This is a genomic window from Paenibacillus sp. sgz302164, assembly GCF_056120505.1.
In genome coordinates this window covers 1-24,618 of sequence record NZ_JBVYOL010000001.1, presented here as the reverse complement: position 1 = coordinate 24,618, position 24,618 = coordinate 1, and the positions used below count along the sequence as shown (strand labels likewise).

The 24,618-nt window shown below is 52.4% G+C and carries 19 protein-coding genes; 17 read left to right on the top strand and 2 right to left on the bottom strand.

Features of this window, described 5'->3' with window-relative positions; translation table 11 throughout:
* Positions 1–298: 298 nt before the first annotated feature.
* Complete coding sequence (locus AC0LWT_RS00095; protein WP_474679191.1) at positions 299–1,660, top strand: DJ-1/PfpI family protein; 1,362 nt, start codon at positions 299–301, stop codon at positions 1,658–1,660.
* Between the two features lie 594 nt (positions 1,661–2,254).
* Here AC0LWT_RS00095 and AC0LWT_RS00090 read toward each other — a convergent pair.
* The gene (locus AC0LWT_RS00090; protein WP_474679190.1) at positions 2,255–2,449 is read right to left on the bottom strand and encodes a tautomerase family protein; all 195 of its coding nucleotides are present in this window, start codon (positions 2,447–2,449) and stop codon (positions 2,255–2,257) included.
* A gap of 495 nt (positions 2,450–2,944) precedes the next feature.
* Between AC0LWT_RS00090 and AC0LWT_RS00085 the strand changes: the two genes are divergently transcribed.
* The 16 genes from AC0LWT_RS00085 (at position 2,945) to AC0LWT_RS00010 (ending at position 24,416) form a co-directional block, all read left to right on the top strand.
* Positions 2,945–3,562: a DNA-3-methyladenine glycosylase family protein gene (locus AC0LWT_RS00085; protein WP_474679189.1), complete on the top strand. Its 618-nt coding sequence runs from the start codon at positions 2,945–2,947 to the stop codon at positions 3,560–3,562.
* A 33-nt stretch (positions 3,563–3,595) separates the two neighbouring features.
* Entirely contained in the window at positions 3,596–4,279 is a 684-nt protein-coding gene (locus tag AC0LWT_RS00080; protein WP_474679188.1) for a DNA alkylation repair protein, read from the top strand.
* Between the two features lie 112 nt (positions 4,280–4,391).
* Positions 4,392–5,069 carry a response regulator transcription factor gene (locus AC0LWT_RS00075; protein WP_474679187.1) on the top strand — a complete coding sequence of 226 codons (678 nt, stop codon included), beginning with the start codon at positions 4,392–4,394 and terminating at the stop codon, positions 5,067–5,069.
* Positions 5,066–6,433: a HAMP domain-containing sensor histidine kinase gene (locus tag AC0LWT_RS00070; protein WP_474679186.1), complete on the top strand. Its 1,368-nt coding sequence runs from the start codon at positions 5,066–5,068 to the stop codon at positions 6,431–6,433. The genes AC0LWT_RS00075 and AC0LWT_RS00070 overlap by 4 nt, the downstream gene beginning before the upstream one ends.
* A gap of 90 nt (positions 6,434–6,523) precedes the next feature.
* Entirely contained in the window at positions 6,524–8,230 is a 1,707-nt protein-coding gene (locus tag AC0LWT_RS00065; RefSeq protein WP_474679185.1) for a S41 family peptidase, read from the top strand.
* Between the two features lie 217 nt (positions 8,231–8,447).
* Positions 8,448–9,683, top strand: a complete 1,236-nt coding sequence (locus AC0LWT_RS00060; protein WP_474679184.1) for a glycosyltransferase family 4 protein — start codon at positions 8,448–8,450, stop codon at positions 9,681–9,683.
* Positions 9,680–10,924: a glycosyltransferase family 4 protein gene (locus AC0LWT_RS00055; RefSeq protein ID WP_474679183.1), complete on the top strand. Its 1,245-nt coding sequence runs from the start codon at positions 9,680–9,682 to the stop codon at positions 10,922–10,924. Before AC0LWT_RS00060 ends, AC0LWT_RS00055 begins: the two co-directional genes overlap by 4 nt.
* Positions 10,914–11,078: a hypothetical protein gene (locus AC0LWT_RS00050; RefSeq protein ID WP_474679182.1), complete on the top strand. Its 165-nt coding sequence runs from the start codon at positions 10,914–10,916 to the stop codon at positions 11,076–11,078. The genes AC0LWT_RS00055 and AC0LWT_RS00050 overlap by 11 nt, the downstream gene beginning before the upstream one ends.
* A gap of 647 nt (positions 11,079–11,725) precedes the next feature.
* Entirely contained in the window at positions 11,726–11,974 is a 249-nt protein-coding gene (locus AC0LWT_RS00045) for a hypothetical protein (RefSeq protein ID WP_474679181.1), read from the top strand.
* Between the two features lie 778 nt (positions 11,975–12,752).
* Complete coding sequence (locus tag AC0LWT_RS00040; RefSeq protein ID WP_474679180.1) at positions 12,753–13,811, top strand: LacI family DNA-binding transcriptional regulator; 1,059 nt, start codon at positions 12,753–12,755, stop codon at positions 13,809–13,811.
* A gap of 103 nt (positions 13,812–13,914) precedes the next feature.
* Positions 13,915–15,273 (top strand): ABC transporter substrate-binding protein, encoded by a 1,359-nt coding sequence (locus tag AC0LWT_RS00035; protein WP_474679179.1) that lies wholly within the window; start codon positions 13,915–13,917, stop codon positions 15,271–15,273.
* A gap of 76 nt (positions 15,274–15,349) precedes the next feature.
* Positions 15,350–16,297, top strand: coding sequence for a carbohydrate ABC transporter permease (locus tag AC0LWT_RS00030; protein ID WP_474679178.1), 948 nt, complete (start codon positions 15,350–15,352; stop codon positions 16,295–16,297).
* A 4-nt stretch (positions 16,298–16,301) separates the two neighbouring features.
* Positions 16,302–17,153, top strand: a complete 852-nt coding sequence (locus AC0LWT_RS00025) for a carbohydrate ABC transporter permease (protein WP_474679177.1) — start codon at positions 16,302–16,304, stop codon at positions 17,151–17,153.
* Between the two features lie 39 nt (positions 17,154–17,192).
* Positions 17,193–18,719, top strand: coding sequence for an arabinosylfuranosidase ArfA (gene arfA, locus AC0LWT_RS00020; protein WP_474679176.1), 1,527 nt, complete (start codon positions 17,193–17,195; stop codon positions 18,717–18,719).
* An 18-nt stretch (positions 18,720–18,737) separates the two neighbouring features.
* Positions 18,738–20,723 (top strand): glycoside hydrolase family 127 protein, encoded by a 1,986-nt coding sequence (locus AC0LWT_RS00015; RefSeq protein ID WP_474679175.1) that lies wholly within the window; start codon positions 18,738–18,740, stop codon positions 20,721–20,723.
* Positions 20,724–21,158: 435 nt separating this feature from the next.
* Positions 21,159–24,416, top strand: a complete 3,258-nt coding sequence (locus AC0LWT_RS00010) for a DUF5695 domain-containing protein (RefSeq protein ID WP_474679821.1) — start codon at positions 21,159–21,161, stop codon at positions 24,414–24,416.
* Here AC0LWT_RS00010 and AC0LWT_RS00005 read toward each other — a convergent pair.
* The coding region (locus tag AC0LWT_RS00005; protein ID WP_474679174.1) for a hypothetical protein at positions 24,365–24,618 on the bottom strand (254 nt) is incomplete at its 5' end. The two genes, AC0LWT_RS00010 and AC0LWT_RS00005, sit on opposite strands and share 52 nt — an antisense overlap.

Sequence of the window (24,618 nt, the reverse complement as noted above, 5' to 3'; positions counted from 1 at the left end):
CGATCTCGGAATGACAGTCCATGCTTCGCCGGCGCTGCGAGAATAGCCCGATCGAGTCATATTCAGAAAAGGGCCGGTCAGTTATGATAATAAAAGAAGCATTTGGCCGCAGTAGATGCAGTCATTATTCATTTGGCATGCACAAAAGTAACTCCGTCGGATAGAATGCTAGACCTTAGTCCGGGAAAAATACAGTCTTCGGGTCAGTTTATTAATTGGTCTTCTCCCTATACACTTGAATTAAGGAGGTAAATAGTAATTAATAAGCAACTAGAAAAAACCAAGGGAGAGAAAGTAATTGAAAAAAGTATGGCGTTTCATCGTGTATGTGTGTGTTTTTGTTTTGGTTGTGGGAGGAATGGGGGCGATCGGTTCCATGAGCACGATGCAGGAGGCGATGTCGGTTTACGATAAGCCGGTTCCTGCTTCTTTACAAAGCATCCAGGCTCCAGCCTATGATTCGAAAAAGCCGACCGTAGCCGTTATTTTGGCGAATGAAGTGACCGAGGTGTTCGATTTTCTCGTTCCATACGAAATGTTCTCCATGACGGACTCGTACAATGTGTTTGCGGCGGCTCCCGACAAAAACATCAAATCGTTGACCGGCGGTGTTGATGTTGTACCGCATTACACTTTCGACGAGTTGGACAAACTGACGGGCAAAGGTCCGGATGTGATCGTGATCCCATTCATGCCGATTATGGATGAGGCGAAATACAAGCCTGTCCGCGATTGGATCAGGAAGCACTCAGGCAAGGAAACGACCTTGCTATCGATCTGCAACGGGGCGGAAAATTTGGCGGATACCGGCCTGCTGAACGGGAAGTCTGCGGCAACGCATTGGGGAGAAATCGCCAGATTGGAAAAAACATATCCCGAGGTGACTTGGAAAAGGGATCAGCGTTACGTGCCTGACGGCAACATAGTCTCTTCGGCAGGTCTGACTTCGGGAACCGATGCCACGCTGTACGTCATATCCAAGCAAATGGGAGAGCCGGCGGCGGCAAAAGTGGCGAAGGCAATGAATTATCCTTCCTACGATTTTGTTCAGCATCCGCAAATGGAGCCTTTCACGGTCGGATTGAGCGATATCGTCTATGTTATGAACAACGCGTTTCAGTGGAGCAAGAAAAAGAACGGGGTTCTGCTGTATGATGGTGCCGACGAGCTGGCGTTGTCCTCGGCTTTTGACACGTATGGGGCTTCCGGCACGACGACGACATTGACGATATCAAGCAAACGCGAGCCGGTAGTAACCCGGCACGGTCTGAATCTGGTCGCCCGCTATCAAATAGCGGATGCTCCGAAGCTCGACAAAATGATTTTTGTCGGGGCTGACGTTAAGACGCGCGCTGCGGACGATATCCGAAGCTGGAACGAGCACGGCGGCAAAGCCGAGCAGCTTTATCTGCACAGCGATGCGCCGCAGCGGTTCGCGATGGAGCCTGCGTTTGAAGACTTGGCGAAGCAGGAAGATGTCCGGACGGCGAAATTCGCCGCCAAGCGGCTTGAGTACCGCGCCACAAGCCACCTTAAGCTTGAGGGAGCGCCATTTTCGTACGAAGCGTTCGGCATACCGATCGGTGTCGGCTTGTTGTCTCTGATCGTCGTTTATTTGGCGGACAGACGATTCGTAAGGAAAAAGGCCGTTCCCGCATAAAACGGGAAGCCAAAGAAGCATCGCAGACAGCGGGTCTGGATGCTTCTTTTTCGTTGAGCCGGGAGGCGCAGCCGGAAAGGGGCCGGGGAGGCGCTGCGGCCTGCAAAGCGGCTTGGCAGCGTGAAAGCCTCCCACGCGCCGGAGCCGGCCGCGCCGCGCGCAGCCCCCGGCGCGCGAGTTTCGCAGCCTGCCGGCGGTCGGTCGACTGCGTGCAGAAAACCTGCAAAAGTGCAGTTTTTGCTCGCTGGATGCGCTGCTCACGGAAAATTCCTGCAATTGTGCAGGCTTTTCGCCGTGAACCTGCGCTCAGCGCCATTTTCACCGAAAATTCCTGCACAATCGCAGGCTTTTCGCCAAAACGAGCTGCTTTCATGGAAAAAGCCTGCACTTTCGCAGGTTTTTCTCCCTGTCAAGCGGTCTTGCCCTCCCTTCAGCACCCCAACAGTAGAGGGGCGGGTTGGGGAAGAGCGGCTGTGCCCCCTCTGGTTTCTGATTTTCGCAAGTTTTCTACGTGCATTTGCCGGCGACTGGCATCTGAGAACGAGCAGCCGTTAACCGATGCTTCCGGCTCCTCTCCGAGAGTTGCACAGCAAGTTACCGCTTTTTGAAATCATCGGTAAGCACGCCGGCAAAGCCCCAGTTTTCATCCTCAATTTCTTGAATGACGATATGCGTATGTTCAGGTTTTTTGCCGAGCACGCGGACGAGCGTATCGGTAAATTCTTTCACAATCTGCGCTTTCTGGTCGCGGGTGGCGCCTTTTGTAATTTGCAGGTTGATATAAGGCAATGTGATTCATCTCCCTATCTATTTTTTTGCTTTGAAGAGTACTCCATCCTGAACGGTTGGATTACTAGCCATTTTAGGCCAAAGAGATCCGATTGTAAACATCGTCCAAGCGTAGCGGCTCTTGCTCCTTGTTCTGCTCGTGCCGAGCAGTGGGTGAAACCGGCGTAATCCGCCTTCGGAAAAGCCGAAGACGATGATCGTGGAAATTTTCGGCTTCGTCGGCGAATACGCGTCCCGGTGGGATATGGTGTTCGCCGGAACGGCCATTTCGATCGTCCCCGTGCTTGTTGCGCCGCCGGGGCGACAAAGGGCTGACCGTTCCCCGGACCGCAGCAGGCAGAACCTCCGTGTTTCATCGTTTCGCGCGATGAGCCGGAGGTTTTGTGCGCTGCGCTTCATTTTGCTATCTTGCGATTATATTCGATTTTTCTTACTTTTCGAGTCTGTTCAAGTATACTATTGTTAATGCATTGAATATGTAGTGGAGGAAAACGCTTGCAAACCGTTCGAACAAAGTTTTTTGACTATGGCCAGGAAGAGATCGATTATCTGAAAAGCGTGGACGAGACGCTCGGGGCCGCGATGGCACGGATGGGCAAGGTGGAGCGCGTTATCATTCCCGATCTGTTTGCGGCGCTCATTCATGCCATTGTCGGCCAGCTGATTTCGGCCAAGTCCGCGCAAACGATTTGGGAGCGCATGCAGGTTCAGTTCGGGGACATTTCTCCGTCCAATTTGGCCAGGCAGTCTGCCGACGATATTCAAAAATGCGGGATGACGATGAAAAAGGCGGTTTGCATCCGGCATATCGCGGAAATGGTCGACCAAGGCTTGTTTCAACTGGATGAGCTGTACGATTTGTCCGATGCGGAAGTCATCGAAAAGCTGACGACGCTTCAAGGAATCGGCAAATGGACGGCGGAAATGATGCTGATCAATTCCATGGAGCGTCCGGATGTCGTCAGTTGGGGCGATATCGCCATACGCCGCGGGATGATGAAATTGTACGGCCTCAGCACGATTACGAAAAAGCAGTTTGACCAATACTGCCGCACATATTCACCGCTGGGCTCGGTCGCGTCCATTTATTTGTGGGCTATTTCATTTGAGTAATGCGGCAAACATCAAGCGTAAGGAGCAGTATAGGTGGAAAAAACGTTGAAAGCGCAATTGCTGGAGCTGGCGGACGAGGGCTATCAAAAATTTTCCGCAGCGCTGATCCCGAATATCAACAATGTGTTGGGCGTCCGGCTGCCGGAGCTGCGCAAGCTGGCCAAGTCGATCGCCAAGGGCGATTGGCGCGCTTATCTTGCACATGCCGAAAGCGAATATTTTGAAGAAGTCATGCTGCAGGGCATGATCATCGGATATGCACAAGCAGACGCGCCGGAAATACTGCGCCATATCGCCGATTTTGTGCCCAAAATCGATAATTGGTCGGTATGCGACAGCTTTTGCACAGGATTAAAATTTACCAAAGCGAATATGGAGCCGGTGTGGAACTTTTTGCAGCCCTACCTGTCGTCCGACCAAGAGTATGAAATACGTTTCGGCGTAGTCATGCTGCTTGATTTTTACGTGGAAGCAAACTACGTGGACCGGGTATTGCACATATTGGACGGCATCAGGCATGAAGGATACTACGTCAAAATGGCGGTTGCCTGGGCGGTATCAATTTGCTATGTGAAGTTCCCCGAGCCAACCATGGCGTATTTGGCGAACAATTCCCTGGACGATTTCACCTTCAACAAATCGCTGCAAAAAATTACCGAATCCTTCCGGGTGGACCAGGATTCAAAAGCATGGATCCGCAGCATGAGGCGGAAATAATGGGTGGCATTACTATTGCTTTTTGGAAAGGAGTCCTAACCCTTGTTCGTCGAATAAGATAGAAATCGCCGGGAGTTGTCGGCGATATACGAATTCAAAGGGGCGCAGTAAGATGGCCAAAATACTTGTCGCAGATGACGATGCGCATATTCGCAAGCTCATGGCGCTGTATTTGAAGAACGAAGGGTTTGAAATTGTCGAGGCGGCTGACGGTGTCGAGGCGCTTGCCGTTATGGAAAACTCGGCAGTCGATGTCGTTATCCTCGACATTATGATGCCCCATATGGACGGGTGGGAGCTGTGCAGGGAGATCCGCAGCCAGTATCCGGACATTCCGCTTCTGATGGTAACGGCGAAAGGTGAATCGGGACAGAAAGTGAAAGGCTTTCAGTTGGGGACGGACGATTATGTAACCAAACCTTTCGATCCGCTCGAGCTTGTGATGAGAGTCAGAGCACTGTTGAAACGGTACCGTATTGCTGCCTCCCAGATCATCCGGCTAGGCGGGATTGAGTTGAACCGGCTGGCTTTCAAAGTTTTCCGCGGTGACGAAGAACTGGTTATTCCGTTCAAAGAGTTCGAGCTGCTGTTTAAGCTGGCTAGCCATCCGGGGCAAATTTTTACAAGAGAACAGCTCATCGTACAAATTTGGGGGATGGATTATGAAGGCGATGACCGGACCATCGATGTTCACATCAAAAGAATAAGGGAACGTTTTGCCGGCGATGCGAATCATTTCCGCATTGAAACGGTCCGCAGCCTCGGATACCGGCTTGAGGTGAATAAATGACGAGATCTTTATACGTCCGCATCGTGCTCACGTTTGTGGCCGCAATGACAGTAGGCTTGCTCGTATCCGTTCTTGCCGGGCTTGCCCTTTTCGAGAAAAAAATAAATGCTGTCGGACAGAACGATTTGATAGCTGCCGGCAAGGAGATCATTCGGGTCTACGAACAGACGAGTCCGGAAAATTTGGATCGGTTCCTGGAAAGTATGGTGGCGCTTACCTCCTATTCTGTACAACTATACACCGGTTCCGGCGATGTAAAATCATTTAAATATAGTCCTGACACGGACGATTTTGCGATTTCCCGGCAGTCCGTTCAACAAGTCCGGGAAGGAGGGATTTACCGATCGACCTCCGAAGATCATGAGACATTCGTCGGGCTGCCGTTTCCGATCAACGGTGAGCGTCAAGCACTATTTCTGAAACCTTCTTCCAAAAACGAAGCAACTATCATTCGCTTGTTTCTGACTATTTTATTGTTCGTCCTAGTGACGGGAAGCGTCTGCATTCTCATTGCCGCGATGTATGTCGTGAAGCCGATCAAACATTTGACCAAAGCGACCAGACGGCTTGCGAAGGGGGATTTCGAGGTGGAGCTGGGAACCCGGCGCAAGGACGAATTGGGAGAACTGGCGCAGAGCTTTAACGAGATGACGATTGGCCTCAGGCAGTTGGAGCAGATGCGGCAAGATTTTGTCTCGAATGTATCGCACGAAATTCAATCCCCGTTAACGTCCATATCCGGGTTTGCAAAAGCGCTAATGGACACCGATCTGATTGCCGAAGGTGAGCGCGTGCAGTATTTGGATATTATTTTGGCGGAGTGCGGGAGACTATCCAGGCTCAGCGACAATTTGCTCAAGCTCGCTTCTCTTGAATCGAATCACTATCCTTTGGAGCAAGATACATTTCATCTCGACGAGCAAATCAGGCAAGTAGTCGTGAGCTGCGAACCTTTATGGTCGGGAAAAAGCATTCGCATTGATCTGGACCTGCTCAGGGCCGTCAAAATAACGGCTGATCGCGATCAGCTTAATCAAGTGTGGATAAATTTGCTTGGCAACAGCATCAAATTTACGCCCGAAGGCGGGCGTATTCATATTCGGATAAACTCCCGCATGAACGGATATTCCGTGACGATAGCCGATTCCGGAATCGGGATTGCGCCGGAGCAGTTAGGCCGTGTTTTCGAGCGGTTTTACAAGACGGACCGGTCCCGGAACCGCAGCGAGGGCAGCGGTCTTGGGCTCGCCATCGCTAAAAAAATTGTTGATCTTCACCAAGGAAGCATTCATATAGAAAGCAAGGCAGGACAAGGCACGACAGTGGTCGTTCAACTGCCTGCCGCTCCGCCTGCCAACTCATAGATCCGTTCACGCTCCGTTCATATTTCTCCACTACTCTTCCGAATGTAATGCATGAAACATTAGGAGAAAATGAATGGGAGGAGATTGGAAATGAGCATGATCGGCACGATGGATTCGATGAAATGGCTGACGGTATATGAACTGGTTTTGTACGCCATTGCGCTATTCGTTTTGACGATGCACGCAGTACCTTTTAAGAAATACTACAGATGGATGGATTATTTACCGAGTTTGGGCATGCTGGTATCCATTGCTAGCCTGCTGTCAGGAGACGCTACGCTGCTGGCTCTGGTCCTTTACTCGCTGGTGTTGATCCTTTTTTTGTGCACGCTCAGGAGACTGTTTCGGCCAGGCCGGCCTTGGGCCGCTCCGAAGAAGAAGTTGTTTCGGTTGTTCAGGCTCGCAGGCTGCACATGTGGGGCTGTACTCCTTGTATTCGCGATTATGTACGCAGGTGTATTGCGTTACAACCCGCCCGGCGATTTCAGCGGGATGAGCTACTCCGCAGCATTTCTGGCAATGAACGAGAGATTGTCGCGGGAATATCCGTTCGGAACATGGAAGCAAATCGATTGGAATGAGCGAAAAGACAAGTACGAACCTATATTCAAACAGGCCGAGAAAGACAAAAACATTGACTTGTACTACAAAACTTTGCGAGAGTATTTGTTTTCTATGCGGGATGGACATATCAAAATTGTGAACGACAACGTATATGACGGCAACAAAGTGTTTAAAGACGAGGTGGGCGGCGGCTTTGGCCTAAGCACCGTTCAACTGGATGACGGCAAGGTGCTTGTCAGCCTTGTTCTGGAAGGCAGCCCGGCTTTCAAAAGCGGCATCAAGCTGGGGGCGGAAATTATCGCCTGGGACGGAAAATCCGGGAAAGAAGCTTTTGACCGGACTGTCTGGAGCGAGACCGGCATGGCAACGGATGAAGTGAAGAAGTTCAATCAAGGGCGGTTCATGGTCCGGGCTCCAATCGGCAAGGAAATACAAGTGGTGTTTCGAAATTGGGGAGAAGCGGGCTCCGTCAAAACGAGCCTGACCGCTTATGACGATCAATTCGAGACTTTAAAGAAGACGAAAATAAAACTCACACAAGCAGATTTGGACGGCTCGCCCATCGAAGGCAAAATTCTCGACAATGGATATGGCTATGTGAAAATCAAGCATTTTCTTCCCAATTCAAACGTCGGTTCACCTGAAAAAAGCGTGGCTGATACATTGAAACTGTTTCAGGAGAAGGGCATTAAAGGCCTGATTATCGACCTTCGGAACAATCCGGGCGGAGATGACCAGCTTGCCGCCAATTTGGCCGGCTTTTTTGTCAACGAGGAGAAGCACTATGAATATGTCAGTTATTACAATAGATACACGGGAAAATTTGAGCTGAACCGCAATGAAGTTGTCAAAGTCAAGCCTATGGAGCCGTATTACGACGGAAACGTAGCCATATTGGTCAACAGCAGAACCGGAAGTTCGGGAGAAGGGATTCCGCTGGTTTTAAAAGGTTTGCCCCGCGTTAAGATCGTAGGGTTTACATCTACGGCCGGTTCTTTCGGACTGATGAGCCGCCCCATAGAAATAAAGATGCCGGAAGGATACGTGATCGAATTCCCTGATGGAAGGTCGCTTAATCAAGACGGGGTCATTCAAGGCGATGCTGACGCGACAGGGGTAGGGGGCGCAGTCCCCGACATCAAAATTCCCCTGAACGAAGAAACGTTCAAAGAAAGCGTAATGGACGGACAGGACGTCGAATTGAAATACGCGATAGAAAAAGGATATCGGTAAGCTTTTGGAGCGGAAGGTAGATTTTTTTATTTATCAGCCGCCTGCATGCAAAATAGGTAACTCGCTCAGGGAGATGGCACAGTCTCATATACTTTTTTTTCATACATTGTAGATGTAGTAGAAATAAATCCATATAAACGCATTTGCTTCGGAATATGGGCTAGTCGGCATATTTTTGTTAATCGCGTGTCATAGCTGCATGAAGGAGGGATAACTATTGCGCATACTTCTAACGACCAAATGGGGGATTCCGGACGTAGGCGGCGTATCGGCTCATATGCTGCAAATGCAAAAAGAATTGACATCAAGAGGGCACGAAGCAGATATTATGGGCTATTCGCTGGACGGCTCTGCATACCATTTTATCAACCGAAATCTGGCGCTCTCCATCCAAGAATTAACCCCTCTCTTATATGCAAAAAATCAGGCGATGTTCGCCGGCTTGCGGGATCCCCGGGTTATGTACGCCGAAGTCAGCCGCTATTGTATGGAACTTGCCGCCGCTTATTTCGGATTGAACGAATACGATATCATCCATGCCCATGATGCTATTGCGGCTTTGGCGATCAGCCGGGTAAAGCCTTCGCATATTCCTCTGCTGGCCAGTATCCACGGAACGATTCCGAAAGAAGTGTACCTGCAAATGAAAAACGAAAACATTCACTTGACTGAAGATGAGTTTAAAGAATCGTTCATAGGCCGGTACTATTTGATTTTGGAACGAAGCGGCATCCAGGCGGCCGGCAAGGTGATCGTCTCGAATCAATGGATGAAAACAATGATCGTTCGGGAGCACGGCATTTCCCAGGATAAAATCATCATTTCCCATAACGGGATGGACATCGCTTCCTTTTTGCAAAAAGCCGATATGTATGATTCCGTATTGACACCTCTTCCCGGCAAAAAGATCATCCTCTGCACGGCCCGGTTGACTTTAATCAAAGGCATTCACCACCTCTTGCCGGCTCTTGCGCTGCTGAAGCAGGAACGGGATGATTGGGTATGCTGGATTGCCGGCGACGGCGATATGAAAAACGAACTGCTGCAGCAAAGCGCAGCGCTTGGGATCGAGCAGCATGTTGCGTTTTTAGGCCAACGCCAAGATGTGCCGTATTTGCTCAAGCAGGCGGATATTTTTGTACTGCCGAGCATTCAGGATAATCATCCTTTTTCCGTCATAGAAGCCCAAGCGGCCGGCAAAGCGGTGGTCGTGTCCGATTCCGGCGGCTTGCCGGAGATGGTGGATCACGGGCATACGGGGCTGGTTTTTCCTACGGGTCAAAGCGACATATTATTTCAGCATGTAAAACTCCTTTTGGAAAATGACTCCTATCGACACCGGTTGGGCCATAATGCGCAAAAGTGGGCCGCGGATAACTGGTCTATAGACAGTGCGATGAAACGAGTGGTATCGATTTATGAAAGTTTGATCAAAAAGGAGGGACATGCTTGAAAATATTGCTTGCCACATATTGGATCATTCCTCATTTAGGCGGCGTTTGGACCTTCATGCAGCAGTTGCAAAAACAGTTGGAATCCATGGGGCATGAAGTCGATATATTGGGCAGCACTCCTGACGCTACAGGGTTTCATCTCAATCATCACGCAGTGATATCGAAGCAGGAGTTTCTCCCCTTGCTGCATGAAAAGCTGAAGCAGCCTATGTTTGCGTACTATTTTGCGAATCAGCAAATTTTGAGTGCCGAAGCGGACCGCCTTGGCATGGAACTTGCAGCAGCGTATTTCGGACTGGACAAGTATGATCTCATCCATGCTCAGGATATTATTTCCGCCCGGGCGATCGGCCGGGTCAAGCCGCCGCATATTCCGCTGATCGCCAACATTCATGGAGCCGTTTCACGAGAATTGTTTCTCGTTTCACAAACGGCCAATCCTGCTTTAACGGAAGAAAATTTTCAAAAAACGCAGGTTGGACAATATTATTTGGCTCTTGAAAGGGAAGGCCCGATGTCGGGCGATATGATCATTACGTCGAATCACTGGCTTAAAAACATATATGTCAACACGCTCGCTATTCCCGAACAAAAAATAACCGTGTGCCCGACAGGCATAGATATCCCGGCTTTTCTGCAAAAAGTGGATACTTATGACGCTCCGCTTTCCCCGCCGCCAGGCAAAAAAGCGATTCTTTGCACGGCGCGTCTTACTTTAGTCAAGGGCATTCATCATCTGTTGTCGGCTCTGGTCCGGCTCAAGCAGGTGCGCGATGACTGGGTATGCTGGATTGCCGGAGAAGGCGAGGTGGCGGCGCAATTGAAGCAGCAGTGCATTCATTTTGGCATAGAGCACGACGTTTTGTTTTTGGGATATCGCCATGATGTGCCGTATTTGCTGAAACAGGCGGATATTTTCGTTATGCCGAGCATTCAGGATAACCAGCCTTTTTCCGTTATCGAGGCCCAAGCGGTCGGAAAGCCTGTAGTCGTGTCCGACGCTGCCGGACTGCCGGAAATGGTGCTGCACGGACAAACAGGGCTTGTTTTTCCGTCCGGCCAAATCGAGGTTTTATTTGAACAGCTGAGGCTTCTCCTTGAAAACGACGACTTTCGAAAGCATTTAGGCATGACTGCGCAAATATGGGCTTCGAACTATTGGTCTGTAGACGCCATGATGGGCAGAATTATGAAAATATACGGAAACGTAACGAAGGAGGCGAAACCGCATGGTTCCTAGCGACATGTATATCTCCTTTTTTTATGATATGACGCCAACCCCGCATATATGGGTGAATGAATACGTTTGGAACAAAATCAAAGAGGCCGTCCCGGAAGGGTACAAAATTCCCGACTTGGCGATCATTAATTTCCTCCTCGCCAATAATGGCTGATGCGCTGCTGTCAGGGTGACTTCCCTGACGGTTTTTTTGTTGTGCCGGCGCAGCCGGCGGGAAAAGCCTGCGAAACCCCCATGACGCCATAGACGTCACCCCTAGGAACCTTCCGCTCGCCAGAGGCGGTCGCATCATTTGCCTGATGCGGCGAAGAAAGCCTGCAAAAGTGCAGGCTTTTGCTCGGGTGAGACGCTGGCCACGGAATATTCCTGCAATTGTGCAGGCTTTTCAGCACGAACATGGGTTTACATTCAATTTCATCGAAAATTCCTGCACAATCGCAGGCTTTTCACCAAAATGAACTGTTTTTGCGAAAAAAACCTGCACTTTGGCAGGTTTTCCCTTTGCAGGCCGTCTCGTGCCTCCCGCTTTATCACCACAACCTTTGCGGGAGAGGTGTGAGTTGGAGGGGAGCGGCTGAAGAATGGTTGAAGAGCAGTTGCGCCGCCCTCTGATTCCTCTACCCCCTCACTTTATCGACAATTTGCAGAATTGCAGGAATGCTGTCAGCACGAGCACATCAACGAGCAAAAAGATGCATGTTCGCGGCTGTTTGTCAAACTGGACAAAGTGCGTATGAACCGCGTCATTGCCAATTTGATCGGCAATTCGCTCAAGTATAATCCGGCGGGAACCGTGTTGTAGTGTCTTGCGAAAGCAAGGACGGGCAGGCTGTGCTGCGGCTCGGGAATAGCGGCATCGGTGTTCAGGAGCCGATCAAAGAGCTAGTTTTCGAACAATTTGTGCACAGCGACAGTCCGGTGAAGGATAGTACAGGGATAGGTCTTGCGATTTGCAAAAAAATTATCGGCTTCATCACGGCACTATCGAGCTGGAGGCGGACCCGCGATATTCCCCCCTGTTCAGAATCACTCTGCCGTGTGCGGAAGTAAAAGGCGGGGCGGCGAACCCGGGAGCGAGCGTGCATCGCGGGCAGAGAAAGCAGTTCAAATTTTTAAAATGTTCTCCTTGGAGTCTGGCGGGCGGAGTTGCTTTTGTGCATACGCAATGAATGATGGCTGCATCTTTACCGCTAAAGCTGCATAAATCAAGCTGCCCGAGAAAGTGTGGTCGACCGACCGCCATCATGCAGCGCAACACCGCGCACTTGGAGCTGTGCGGAGGGCTAGGGGAACAAGAGGGCCTTAATTTGGGGGCCAGCCGCTTTTTCTGGGCGCTCGCCTCTCCCGGCGTAGGTCGCGGAACTGCGCAACTAGGCAGGAAGCAGCTTAATAGGGGAAAAACCTGCGAAAGTGGCAGGTTTTTTCTGCAATAATGGTCCATTTCGGCGATCAGGGATGCAAATTCATGTATTTTTGCAGGTTTTCTTCGTGCGGCTGGGCAGATTGTGTCCGCGTGTGGTCGACCGACCGCCGACATGCAGCGCAGCACCTCGCGCTGCGGGTCGGTTCGCAGTCATTTTGAGTCATTTTGCATAAACATACCGTCTACATAAGTACATCAGACAGACTCCTTGCTGCCCCATCTGCGGAGTGGCGAGGAGACAATTTGTAGCAATTAAATAAAGCGCTTCCATAAAATCGGCGCAAAGGTTGGAATTTTTAAAAAAGTGGTTGAAGTTTTGGGTCGTCAAACAGGCCCGATTTCAGTATGATGAACTTGTAGCGCTTACAAAAAAGTTTAATCGTTTAACTTGAGGGGGCAGGATCATTGTCCAGAATCAGCATGAAAGATATTGCGGCACAGGCCAATGTATCCACGGCGACGGTTTCTTACGTGATCAACGGCACCCGCAACGTTCGCTCAAAAACGAGAGAGCGCGTTCTTGAAGTTATTCAGCAGTTGAATTACAAACCCAACGATATCGCCAAAAGCTTAAAGCGCAGAAGGACGAACACGATCGGCGTCATCGCCGAGGACGTAACGGTGTTTAATGTGCCGGAAATTATCGACGGCATTCACGACTATGCGGACCGCCACGACATGCATGTTCTGCTGACGAATCTGCGGCTTGACAAAAGGATCGGCAAAAATTTTACCGATGTCGATATTTACCGCAAATACGCGGAGGAGGCCGTATCCGAGCTGCTGAGCAAGCAGGTGGAAGGCGTTATCTACATCAGCATCCATACGAGGGATTTGACGGGTTTGATCGATACCGGCGACAGACCGCTTGTGTTTACATACGGCTACGCGCAGACGCATGCGTCCGTTCAATACAACGACGAGCAGGCGGCTTTCGATGCGATGACGTATTTGGTCAAGCAGGGACACCGCCGCATCGCGCTCATTAGCGGCGGCATCGATTCGATGCCCTCCCGCCTGCGGCTGCAGGGATATTACAGATCCGTCACGGAGTGGGAGCTCCCTTTTGACCCGGAACTGATCAAGATCGGCGATTGGGAGAAACGTTCCGGTTACTTGCTGGCGGTGGAGCTGCTGAATGCGGCGCGTCCGCCAACGGCGATTTTGGCGATGAATGACGTGATGGCCGCCGGCGTCCTGCAGGCTGCCGCCGAGCTCGGCGTCGCCGTTCCCGGGCAGTTGTCCGTCATGGGCATCGACAACCGCGAGTTTTGCGAGTTTTTGACGCCGCGCCTGACGACGATGGATTTGCCGCTGCATGAAATCGGTTATTACGCGATGGAGGAGATTACCCGCATGATCGGCCCTGACCGGAGTATGCCCGGGAAAATGCTCGCTTGCCGGCTCGTGGAACGGGATTCGGTAGCGCCGCCTGCAGCCGCGCCGCAGTCGCATGAGGCTTAATTTAAACGTTTAACAATGAAGAACGATCCGCCGCCATTTTCAGCTTGAATCCGACAAGGGTTAAGCATAGATTGAAAAAATGAAAAATTAGGGGATGAAAGAAATGAAGAAAACTTTGTTTACGACGATGGCGCTAAGCTTGGCTATCTCCAGCGTGCTGAGCGCATGTTCAAGCACCCCGGAAGCAAAATCATCGCCAAACGCGGCGGCCGGAAGCGGCACCCAGGAATCCGCCAAGCCCGAAGGAGGCAAGAAAGGGGCTGCGGCGCCGACCAAATTAACGTTTTGGACATTCGTCGATCTGCATCAGAAATATTGGGAAAGCATGGCGAAAAGCTGGAACCAGACGCATCCCGACGAACCGATCGAGCTCGAGGCGACGACGATTCCTTACGACGATATGCACTCCAAGCTGCTGATCGCGCTGCAAACCAAAACCGGCGCGCCGGATTTGGCGGACATCGAGCAAAGCAAATTCCCGAACTTTGTGCGCGGGCAGTCCAATCTCGTTCCGCTCGACGACATCGTCCCGCCGATGCTTCCGAAGATCGTCAAATCGCGCGTCGATATTTACAGCAAAAACGGCAAATATTACGGCGTCGATTACCACGTAGGCGCAACGGTCATTTACTACAACAAGGAAATTCTCGATAAAGCGGGCGTCAATCCGGACAACATCAAGCTGTGGAGCGATTTGGAAGAAGCGGGCAAACAGGTGCTGGCCAAGACGGGCAAGCCGATCATCACGTTCGAAGGCAACGGCAACTGGTCCTGGTGGCCGGCCATTTCGCAGCAGAAATCGGACCAGGTCGATGCGCAGGGCAATGTGACGATCGACAACGACATCAATATTAAAACGATGCAATTTTTCCAGAAGCTCGTGAACGAAAAGGTAGCGGCCGTAGCGCCGGGCGCCGGTCACGATACCGAGGAATACTTCGGCTTTATGAACAAAGGCGGCGCCGCTTCCGTATTCATGCCGTTCTGGTTCATGGGCAGATTCACCGACAAAATGCCGGATCTGAAAGGCAAAATGATCGTTCGTCCGATGCCTGCCTGGACGGAGGGCGGCAACCGCTCTGCGGGAATGGGCGGAACGGCCACATCGATTACCGATCAGTCCAAGCATGTCGAGCTGGCCAAAAAGTTTTTGACTTACGCCAAGCTGACCAAAGACAGCGGCATCCAGATCTGGAAGCAGCTCGGCTTCGATCCGATCGTAACGGAAGCCTGGACAGATCCGGCGATGAAAGAGTCCAACAAATTCACCGACTATTTCGGCAACGACATTTTCGATACGCTGCTCAAAGTGAAAGACGAAATCGCTCCCGTCAACATTACGGATAACGAGCCGATCGTATTCGATGCGATCCGCAATAAAGCGATGCCGCAAATTTTCCTCGATAAAAAAGATCCGGCTCAAGTGCTCAAAGCGGTCGGCGACGAATTGCGAAAAAAATAAAGCTTTGCGAAAATAGGTCGCTGGCACGGTCATGAACATGGCTGTGCCGGTGAACTGTTCTTTTCGGCGGAGGAGGATGAGTATGCGTATTCTGGGCCAGCAAGCAACCGAACGAACGCCGGCGCGAATCGCCGGACAAAGGGCCGTAACAAGGAGATCGTTATCTCTGGCTCCGTATTTGTTCGTCATGCCGTTTATCGTGTCATTTCTGCTTTTCTTTGCTTATCCGATCGTCAGCTCGGTCATCATGAGCTTTCAGCAAATGATTCCGGGCGAAGAGAAATTCATCGGCGTAGGCAATTACGTCAAACTGTGGAATCCCGATTTCTTCAAAGCGATTTACAACAACGCGCGCTATACGTTTTGGACGCTGCTGATTTTGATTCCCGTGCCGATGGTGCTGGCGGTATTTCTCAACGCCAAGCTGCTGCCGGCCCGCAATTTTTTTCGTTCGGCGTTGTTTATACCGGCGCTGACCTCGGTCGTCGTGGCCGGCGTTATTTTTCGCCTTATTTTCGGCGAGCTGGACGGCTCCTTCATGAATTCGGTCATGCATCTGTTCGGGCTGCCGAGCCAGAAGTGGCTGCTGACTTCGAATCTGGCCATGGTGGCGATGGTCGTGCTGGCGTCGTGGCGCTGGATCGGTATTAACATTTTGTATTACTTGTCGGCGCTTCAAGGCATTCCGAAAGATTTGTACGAATCGGCGGAAATGGACGGCGCAGGGACGCTCAGCAAGTTTTTCCGCATTACGGTGCCTATGTTGAAGCCGATCACGATCTACGTGCTGACGATCAGCATCTACGGCGGATTCGCGATGTTTACGGAGAGCTACATGCTATGGGCGGGCAAACCTTCGCCGCAAAACATCGGGCTGACGATCGTCGGTTACATCTATCAGCAAGGGTTCCAATATTTTAATCTCGGCTTCGGGGCGGCGATCGGCATTGCCTTGCTGGCCATCACGCTGCTGGTCAATCTCGTGCAATTAGTCATATTCGGCTTGTTCCGGAAGGAGGAATAGGGGCATGAAAACAGGTCGCGCCCAAGCGGTTTCAACGGCGTTGCTGGTTATTCTGTTTGCGGTTTTGTCCGTGCTTGCGCTTTTTCCGCTTTACGCGCTTTTTCTCGGTTCCATGAAACCTTCGACCGAATTGTTCCGGTACGGGCTGAACGTCAGATGGGACTTCGATCTCATGAGCTTCAAAAACTATAAGGCGATATTTGCCGGCACAGGCTCGGCCAAAAATTATTTTGTGTGGTACAAAAACAGCGTGGTCATCACCTTTTTGTTTACGTTGATCAGCTTGCTGTTCTCGTCTATGGTCGGCTACGGCTTGGCGATGTATAAATTCATTGGTAAAAATTTCATTTTTTCCCTCGTGCTCGTGACGATGATGGTGCCGGTGGAAATCATTATTTTGCCGCTTTACAAAGAAATGATCGCGCTGAAGCTGATCAACACAATCTGGGGCGTTATTTTGCCGTTCGCGGTAGCGCCGCTGCCGATTTTTTTCTTCCGCCAGTTCGCCACCGGGCTGCCCAAAGATTTTATGGATGCCGGACGGATTGACGGCTGCAGCGAAGGCGGCATCTTTTTCCGCATCATGGTTCCGCTTATGCTCCCGGCTTACGGGTCGATGGCGATTTTGCAGGCGTTGTCGAGCTGGAACAATTTCCTGTGGCCGATCATCGTCATGCGGACGACGGACCAGTTCACACTGCCCATCGGGCTCGCCACCTTCTTATCCCCGCTCAGCGACAACTATGACGTGCTCATCGCCGGGGCGGTGCTGTCGATTGTGCCGATTTTGATTTTGTTCGTGTTTTTCCAACGCTTTTTCATAGAAGGTCTCACCGTGGGCGGCGTCAAAGGCTAACCGCGACTGCCGGCCATAGAGATAACAGGAGGAAGAGAAATGGCTGCTGAATTGAAAGCTGCAATGAAAATTGATAAAGATTTCCGCGTGGCGGAAGTCGACAAGCGTCTCTATGGCTCTTTCATCGAGCATTTGGGACGCGCCGTATACGGGGGCATCTATGAGCCCGGCCATCCCGCAGCGGACGAACTGGGATTTCGCCAAGACGTCCTTGAGATGATTCGCGAAATCGGCGTGCCGATCGTCAGATATCCGGGTGGCAATTTCGTATCCGGCTATAACTGGCAGGACGGCGTAGGTCCTGTCGCGGAACGCCCGGCCAAGCTTGAGCTGGCGTGGCGGGTGCTGGAGCCGAACTTGTTCGGCACGAATGAATTCATGGCCTGGTCAAAGCGCGCAGGCGCAGAAGCGATGATGGCGGTGAATCTCGGCACAAGAGGAATCGACGAGGCCAGAAATTTGCTGGAATATTGCAACCATCCCGCAGGCTCGTACTGGAGCGATTTGCGGGTTGCGCACGGATACAAGGAGCCTTACGGCATCAAGACATGGTGTCTCGGCAATGAAATGGACGGCCCGTGGCAAATCGGCGCCAAAACGGCCGACGAATACGGCCGGCTGGCGAACGAAACGGCAAAAGTGATGAAATACGTAGACCCGGGCATCGAGCTTGTCGTCTGCGGCAGTTCATTCCGCAGCATGCCGACATACGCCCATTGGGAAGCCGCCGTGCTTGATCATACGTATGAGAACGTCGACTATTTGTCCCTGCATACGTATTACGGAAACGCAGATAACGATACCGCCAATTACTTGGCCAGATCGCTGGATATGTCGGCCTTTATCCGGGAAATTACGGCGGTGTGCGATTATATAAAAGCGAAGAAGCGCAGCAAGAAGACGATGATGCTTTCCTTTGACGAGTGGAACGTGTGGTTCCATACGCTGGAGTCGGACAAACAAATTACGCCTTGGCAGGTCGCGCCTCCGCAGCTGGAGGATGTGTACACGTTCGAGGATGCGCTCATGGTCGGCAGCATGCTCATTACGCTGCTGAAGCATGCGGACCGGGTGAAAATCGCCTGTCTGGCGCAGCTTGTCAATGTCATTGCGCCGATTATGACCGAAACGGGAGGGGCGGCGTGGCGCCAAACGATTTTCTTCCCCTATATGCATGCCTCGGTGTACGGCAGAGGAACTGTCCTGCATGCGTTTGTCGATTCGCCCAAATACGATTCGAAAGATTTTACCGACGTTCCTTATTTGGACGTTGTCGCGGTTCACGATGAAGAACGGGAAGAACTGACGCTGTTCGCCGTTAACAAAAGCCTGGATCGCCCGATGAGCTTCGAATGCGACGTGCGCAGCTTCGCAGGATATCGCGTCGCAGAGCATATCGTCCTGGAAAATAACGATGCGAAAGCGGTCAATACCGCTCATCGCATGCACGAAGTGGCGCCGCATTCCCGAGGGGACGCCGCCGCTCGCGAGGGTCTGCTCAGCGCGCGGCTGCCGCAGCTTTCCTGGAACGTCATCCGGCTGCGCAAGCAGGACACACAGCCATAAAAGAAAGAGGTGCTTGATATGATAAAGCCGCAAGCGGCGCAATTCCGGGATTCCGTCAAAGTCAGGATTGCCGATGCATTTTGGTCCCCCTATATTCAATTGGTTAAAAATGTCGTGATCCCGTACCAATGGGATGCGCTTAACGATCGGATCGACGATGCAGCGCCCAGCTACGCGATACGCAATTTCCGCATTGCGGCGGGAGAAGAGCAGGGCCCGTTCGGCGGCATGGTGTTTCAGGACAGCGATTTGTACAAATGGCTGGAAGCCGTCGGGTTCATGCTGGAAATACAGCCGGACCCCGATCTGGAAAAGGTGGCGGACGACGTCATCCGTCTTGTCGAAAAAGCCCAGCAGCCGGACGGCTACCTCAACACGTATTTCACGCTCAAGGAGCCGGACGGCCGCTGGACGAATTTGGCGGAATGCCACGAGCTATACTGCGCCGGGCATTTGATCGAAGCGGGCGTCGCGTATTACCGCGGAACGGGCAAGCGGGCGCTGCTCGACGTATGCTGCCGGTACGCGGACTATATCGATGCCGTCTTCGGCAGCGCCCCGGGAAAGCTGCGGGGATATGACGGGCATCAGGAAATCGAGCTTGCGCTCGTGAAGCTGTACGAAACGACCGGCGAGGAGCGCTATTTGAAGCTCAGCCAGTTTTTTCTGGACGAACGGGGGCGTCAGCCGCACTTTTACCGGCAGGAGTATGAAAAGCGGGGCCGCAAGGTCCATTTTCCGGAGCTGGACATTGCCCATGATCTGGCTTACAGCCAGGCCCATCTGCCCGTTCGCGAGCAGGAGTCGGCGGTCGGACACGCCGTGCGGGTCGTCTACATGTGCGCAGGCATGGCCCATGTCGCGGCGCTCTCGCAGGACGAAGGGCTGCTCGAAGCATGCCGAAGGCTGTGGGCCAACATCGTCGGCAAACAGATGTACGTTACGGGAGCGATCGGCGCCATGGCTTACGGCGAAGCGTTCACGCTCAATTACGATTTGCCAAACGACACGGTATACGGCGAAACGTGCGCTTCCATCGGACTCATTTTTTTCGCCAGACGCATGCTGGAGATCGAAGCGAAGGGCGAGTATGCGGACGTGCTGGAGCGGGCTTTGTACAACACGGTCATCAGCGGCATGGCCCGGGACGGCAAACATTTTTTCTACGTCAACCCGCTTGAGGTTTACCCGCCGGCCAACGCCGTCAACAAAATTTACGAGCACGTCAAGGTGCAGCGCCAGCGGTGGTTCGGCTGCTCCTGCTGCCCGCCGAACATAGCCAGGCTGCTGGCTTCGTTGAATCAGTACGTGTACACATGGAACGACGGCACGCTTTACGCGCATCTGTATATCGGCGGCGAAGCGAGCATTCAGGCCGGCCGGCGCCAATTGAAGCTGGAGCAGGTGTCGCAGTATACGGCCGACGGCAGCGTCAGCTTCCTGCTCGGGACCGGCGGTCAGCCGGCCGACTTCACACTGGCGCTGCGCATTCCCGGCTGGTGCGGCCAGTCGTTCAGTGTCCGGGTGAACGGGGCCGATTGCCCGGTTTCGCAGGCGGCGGACGGGTACGCCCGCATCACCCGCAGCTGGAACGACGGCGACCGGGTCGACGTGCGCTTCGCGCTGGAAGTGAAGGCGGTCAAGGGGCATCCGCTCGTCCGCCAGCTTGCCGGCAAAGCGGCTTTGCAGCGCGGGCCGTTCGTGTACTGCATGGAGGAAGCCGATAACGGCGGCAATCTGCATCTCATCTATTTCAACGGCGAAGAGGATTGCCGGGTGGAGTACGACGAAACTTTGCTGGGCGGCATGCACGTCATCAAGGCGCCTTGCGTGCGTACCGCGGTGCCCGAGGAGGGGAACGCGCTGTATGTCAGCGGCAAACAATGGCCTGCCAGCGCTGCCGACGTCACGTTCATTCCGTATTACGCCTGGGGCAACCGCGGCGTCGGAGAGATGAGCGTATGGGTGAAGGAAAATCCGGCGGCAGCCCCAAATCTGCCATGATTTGAGCCCTCCCGGCGCATGAAGGAGCACTTTCCGGCCCGCCAAGCTGTGCGAAAATCCGCGGCTGCGAGCGGGGGACGTGCTCCTTTTTCATGCGCGTTTTCATGCGGTTAAAGTTGAAATTTTTAAAAAAGGTGTTGGAAAGATTAATGTCAATTGCGCTCGCATCCTATATGATACTTGTGTATACAAACTCCGGGACGAGCTTGATGGAAAGAGATGGCTGCGGAGAATTGAACAGACAAGGCGGTGGTTGGAAGGAGCGGCAGCAGGGCAATTTGGCAGCGGGTTAAAAGCATCCCGGCAATTTGGTAAGCGAATACAATAATGAGGAGGACAATGATGAAACGAACGTTGCTTAATTATTGGAACAAGTTTTCAAGTTCTCGGAATCTTCAAATGTTAGTCGCTTCGACCATTACTGCAAGCGCTATCATGTTGATTCCCCAGCTGGCTTCGGCCAACACGATCTCGAACGGCAACTTCAACGTGCAGACGGGAACGAACGGCGAGATTACCTCTTTGCAAATAACGGGAGATACGTATCCGACGAACTATGTATTGAATGCGACGAACGCGCCGAATCAAAATACGGCCGATCACCAATGGGTCGGGGAGCTGATGTTCACCTACCGGCTTGGCAGCGGCGCCTGGACGCCGGCGCTTACGAACAAGTCGTCGGATGCCAGAACGATTTCGCAAAGCGGCAACACTATTAATGTAACTTACCAAAATTCGAGCAACAGCCAGGGAATCCGCAATTTCAAAGTCGACGAATCTTACTCGCTCGCAGGCGACTACTTGAAATGGCAAATTACCGTGACGAATACGAGCAACCAAACGCTTGAAATCGGGGATTTCGGCCTGCCGATCCCGTTCAACGAATTTTTCACCGCCGGCAACAACGATGAAATCTATGAAACGCGCACGATATCGCATGCTTTCATCGGCAATAACAGCTCCTACCTCGTAGCCCAGCGGCCGAGCGGGATCGGTCCTTTCCTGTTGATGGTTCCCGACACGACGACCGGCGCGGGATTTGAGTACCAGGACAACTGGAGGGTGGAGGAGCATCCGAACAGCATGTGGGCAGCCGATCAAGGCGGCTACGCCAAAGGGCTGAACGTGTATTATATTCATTCGAACGTGATCAAAAGCAACAACCGGGGCTATTTGCCGAACACGAGCCTGACGCTCGCTCCGGGAGCAAGCAAAACGTATGCGTTCAAATTTTTTAAAGTCGCAGACGAATATGCGGTTCAAGACAGACTGTACAACGAAGGCATGGTCGATTTCAACGTAGTGCCCGGCATGATCGTGCCGACGAATCAGACGGCCAAATTCGACCTTCACACATCCAAAACGATCACTTCCGTAACCCCGCAATATCCTTCCGAAACGAACGTTTCGTTTGTGAACACGGTAGGAACGGATCATAAAATTTACCAGCTGACGATGAGTCATTTGGGCCAGAACAACATTACGGTGCAGTACGGCAACGGCGAGAAAACCGTGCTCCAATTTTACGCGATCGAGCCGGTCGACACGGCCTTGCAGCGGCACGCTACGTTTATGGTCAACAACCAGCAGTGGAACGTGCCCGGCGATATCCGGGATAAAGTGTTCGACGACTGGATGATGCAGTCGAAGGCCAAACGCAACAATTTTGCCGGTTATTGGGGCTGGGGCGACGATTGGGGATACACCCACGCACAGTTCTTGGCTGAGAAAAACGCAATGTCGCCTGTCGCTACCGAGGTGACTGCGCTTGACAATTATTTGGAAACCGCGATCTGGACGAACTTGATGAGCGGCCATCACAGCGATTATCTGGTGCCCGATTTCCTGATGGCGCCGCCGAACACGACGCCGACGTATCGCGGCTACGCGTACCCGCACATTTACAACACGTATTTCAGCATGTACAAAATCGCCAAGATGTACCCGAATCTCATCACGTACAAAAACCCTAAAAATACGTACTTGCTGCGCGCCTACAACATCTTCAAAGCGCTGTACGACGGACCTGTCTCCTACAACTGGAATACCGGGCTGATGGGCGAAATGACGACACCGGACATTATCAAAGCTTTGCAGGATGAAGGCTACAACACCGAGGCCAACGATATCATCAGCAAAATGGCGACCAAATACAACAACTTCTCGTCCAGCCCTTATCCGTACGGTTCGGAATACAGCTATGACAATACAGGCGAAGAATCCGTCTATATGCTGGCCAAAATGAACAACAACAACACGATTAAAGGCAAAATCAACGCCAAAACGAGAGCGTCGCGCGGTCATATGCCGATTTGGTACTATTACGCCGATCCCGTCACGATTACCGGCGACAACTGGTGGAACTTCCAATACACCACTTCGCTCGCAGGCTTTGCGATGGATGACTGGATCAAGAACAACTCGGCGACTCCGGAGGTTGAGCAGCGCTTGTCCTATGCGGCCAAAATCGCCAACATCGGTGCCATCAACTCCGGGCAAATCAGCAGCGATCCTGCCAACATCGGCGCCGTATCCTGGACGTATCAGGCGAACAAAGGCAACTACGGCGCGCTTGGCCTGGACGGCGGTCCGCTGTTCAACGGCTGGCGCGGCATGAGCGGCGAAGCCGATCTCGGTTTGTTCGGAGCGCTGAAAGTGCTTAGCGCCGATGTATCTGTAGATCCGATTTTCGGCTTGTACGGATACGGCGCAGACGTCACGCTCAGCGGCGGCAAGTACACGGTCACGCCGAAGGACGGCCTCTCCAAGCGGCTGAATCTGATCACGGAGAAATTCTCCATGGAGCTTGAACGCGATCAATACACGACGGCTACGGTTGCAACGGCCAAGAACGATGTCAGCTTCACTTTGAAAAACACAATGACTTCGGCTGCGCATACGACTAAAGTTACGTTCTCCGGGCTGGCCGCCGGCACTTATAACGTGCTGGTTAACAATGTCAGCGCAGGTACGGCGATTGCCACAAACGGCGGCAAAACCGTCGTCAACCTGAACATCGGTACGGCAGCTACTTATGATGTGAAGCTGCAAGCGGGAGGACAACTGCCGGATACGATGGCATACTACAAGTTCAACGAAACGACCGGAACGACAGCGTCCGATTCCTCAGGCAACGGATTTAATGCGACGCTGAACGGAGGCATCACCTGGGCGGCCGGCAAAAGCGGCAATGCCGCCAGCCTGAACGGCACGAACGGCTACGTGTCCCTGCCGTCGGGAGCGATCAACGGTTTGACCGATTTCACCGTCGCAACTTGGGTCAAAGTCAATTCGTTGGACGACTGGGCGCGGATTTTCGACTTCGGTTCAGGAACGAACTCGTATATGTTCCTGGCTCCAAGGGCGGGAGGCGCAGGGCTCAGGTTTGCGATTACGAACAGCAGCAACGGTGCAGAGCAGCAGCTTAATACGACTGCCGCGCTGGCAACAGGCGTGTGGAAGCACGTCGCCGTGACTCACTCGGGCAGCACGGGCATTTTATACGTGGACGGAGTCGAAGTGGCAAGAAATACAAGCATGACGCTATCTCCGGCCAACCTGGGCAATTTGACGCAAAACTACATCGGCAAATCGCAATGGTCGGACCCGTATCTGAACGGCCTGATCGATGAGTTCAAAATTTACGGCAGAGCCCTGAGCGCTTCGGAAATTTCCGCGCTGGCCGCAAACTGATCCGGGAAGGCTTTGCCGGATCGAAAAGAAGCCCCTGCCTGTGACGGCAGGGGAATACAAGAGACGCCTTCAAACCCGTTAGGGATGAAGGCGTCTTTTGCCGTGCCGTGGATGAGATTGCCGTGCCGTGGATGAGATTGCCGTGCCGTGGATGAGATTGCCGTGCCGTGGATGAGATTGCCGTGCCGTGGATGAGATTGCC

Coding starts and splice junctions, on each gene's coding strand:
- AC0LWT_RS00035 (WP_474679179.1), top strand. CDS start 13,915: ATGAAGAAAACTTTGTTTACGACGATGGCGCTAAGCTTGGCTATCTCC.
- AC0LWT_RS00030 (WP_474679178.1), top strand. CDS start 15,350: ATGAGTATGCGTATTCTGGGCCAGCAAGCAACCGAACGAACGCCGGCG.
- AC0LWT_RS00025 (WP_474679177.1), top strand. CDS start 16,302: ATGAAAACAGGTCGCGCCCAAGCGGTTTCAACGGCGTTGCTGGTTATT.
- AC0LWT_RS00050 (WP_474679182.1), top strand. CDS start 10,914: ATGGTTCCTAGCGACATGTATATCTCCTTTTTTTATGATATGACGCCA.
- AC0LWT_RS00070 (WP_474679186.1), top strand. CDS start 5,066: ATGACGAGATCTTTATACGTCCGCATCGTGCTCACGTTTGTGGCCGCA.
- AC0LWT_RS00015 (WP_474679175.1), top strand. CDS start 18,738: ATGATAAAGCCGCAAGCGGCGCAATTCCGGGATTCCGTCAAAGTCAGG.
- AC0LWT_RS00065 (WP_474679185.1), top strand. CDS start 6,524: ATGAGCATGATCGGCACGATGGATTCGATGAAATGGCTGACGGTATAT.
- AC0LWT_RS00075 (WP_474679187.1), top strand. CDS start 4,392: ATGGCCAAAATACTTGTCGCAGATGACGATGCGCATATTCGCAAGCTC.
- AC0LWT_RS00010 (WP_474679821.1), top strand. CDS start 21,159: ATGTTGATTCCCCAGCTGGCTTCGGCCAACACGATCTCGAACGGCAAC.
- arfA (WP_474679176.1), top strand. CDS start 17,193: ATGGCTGCTGAATTGAAAGCTGCAATGAAAATTGATAAAGATTTCCGC.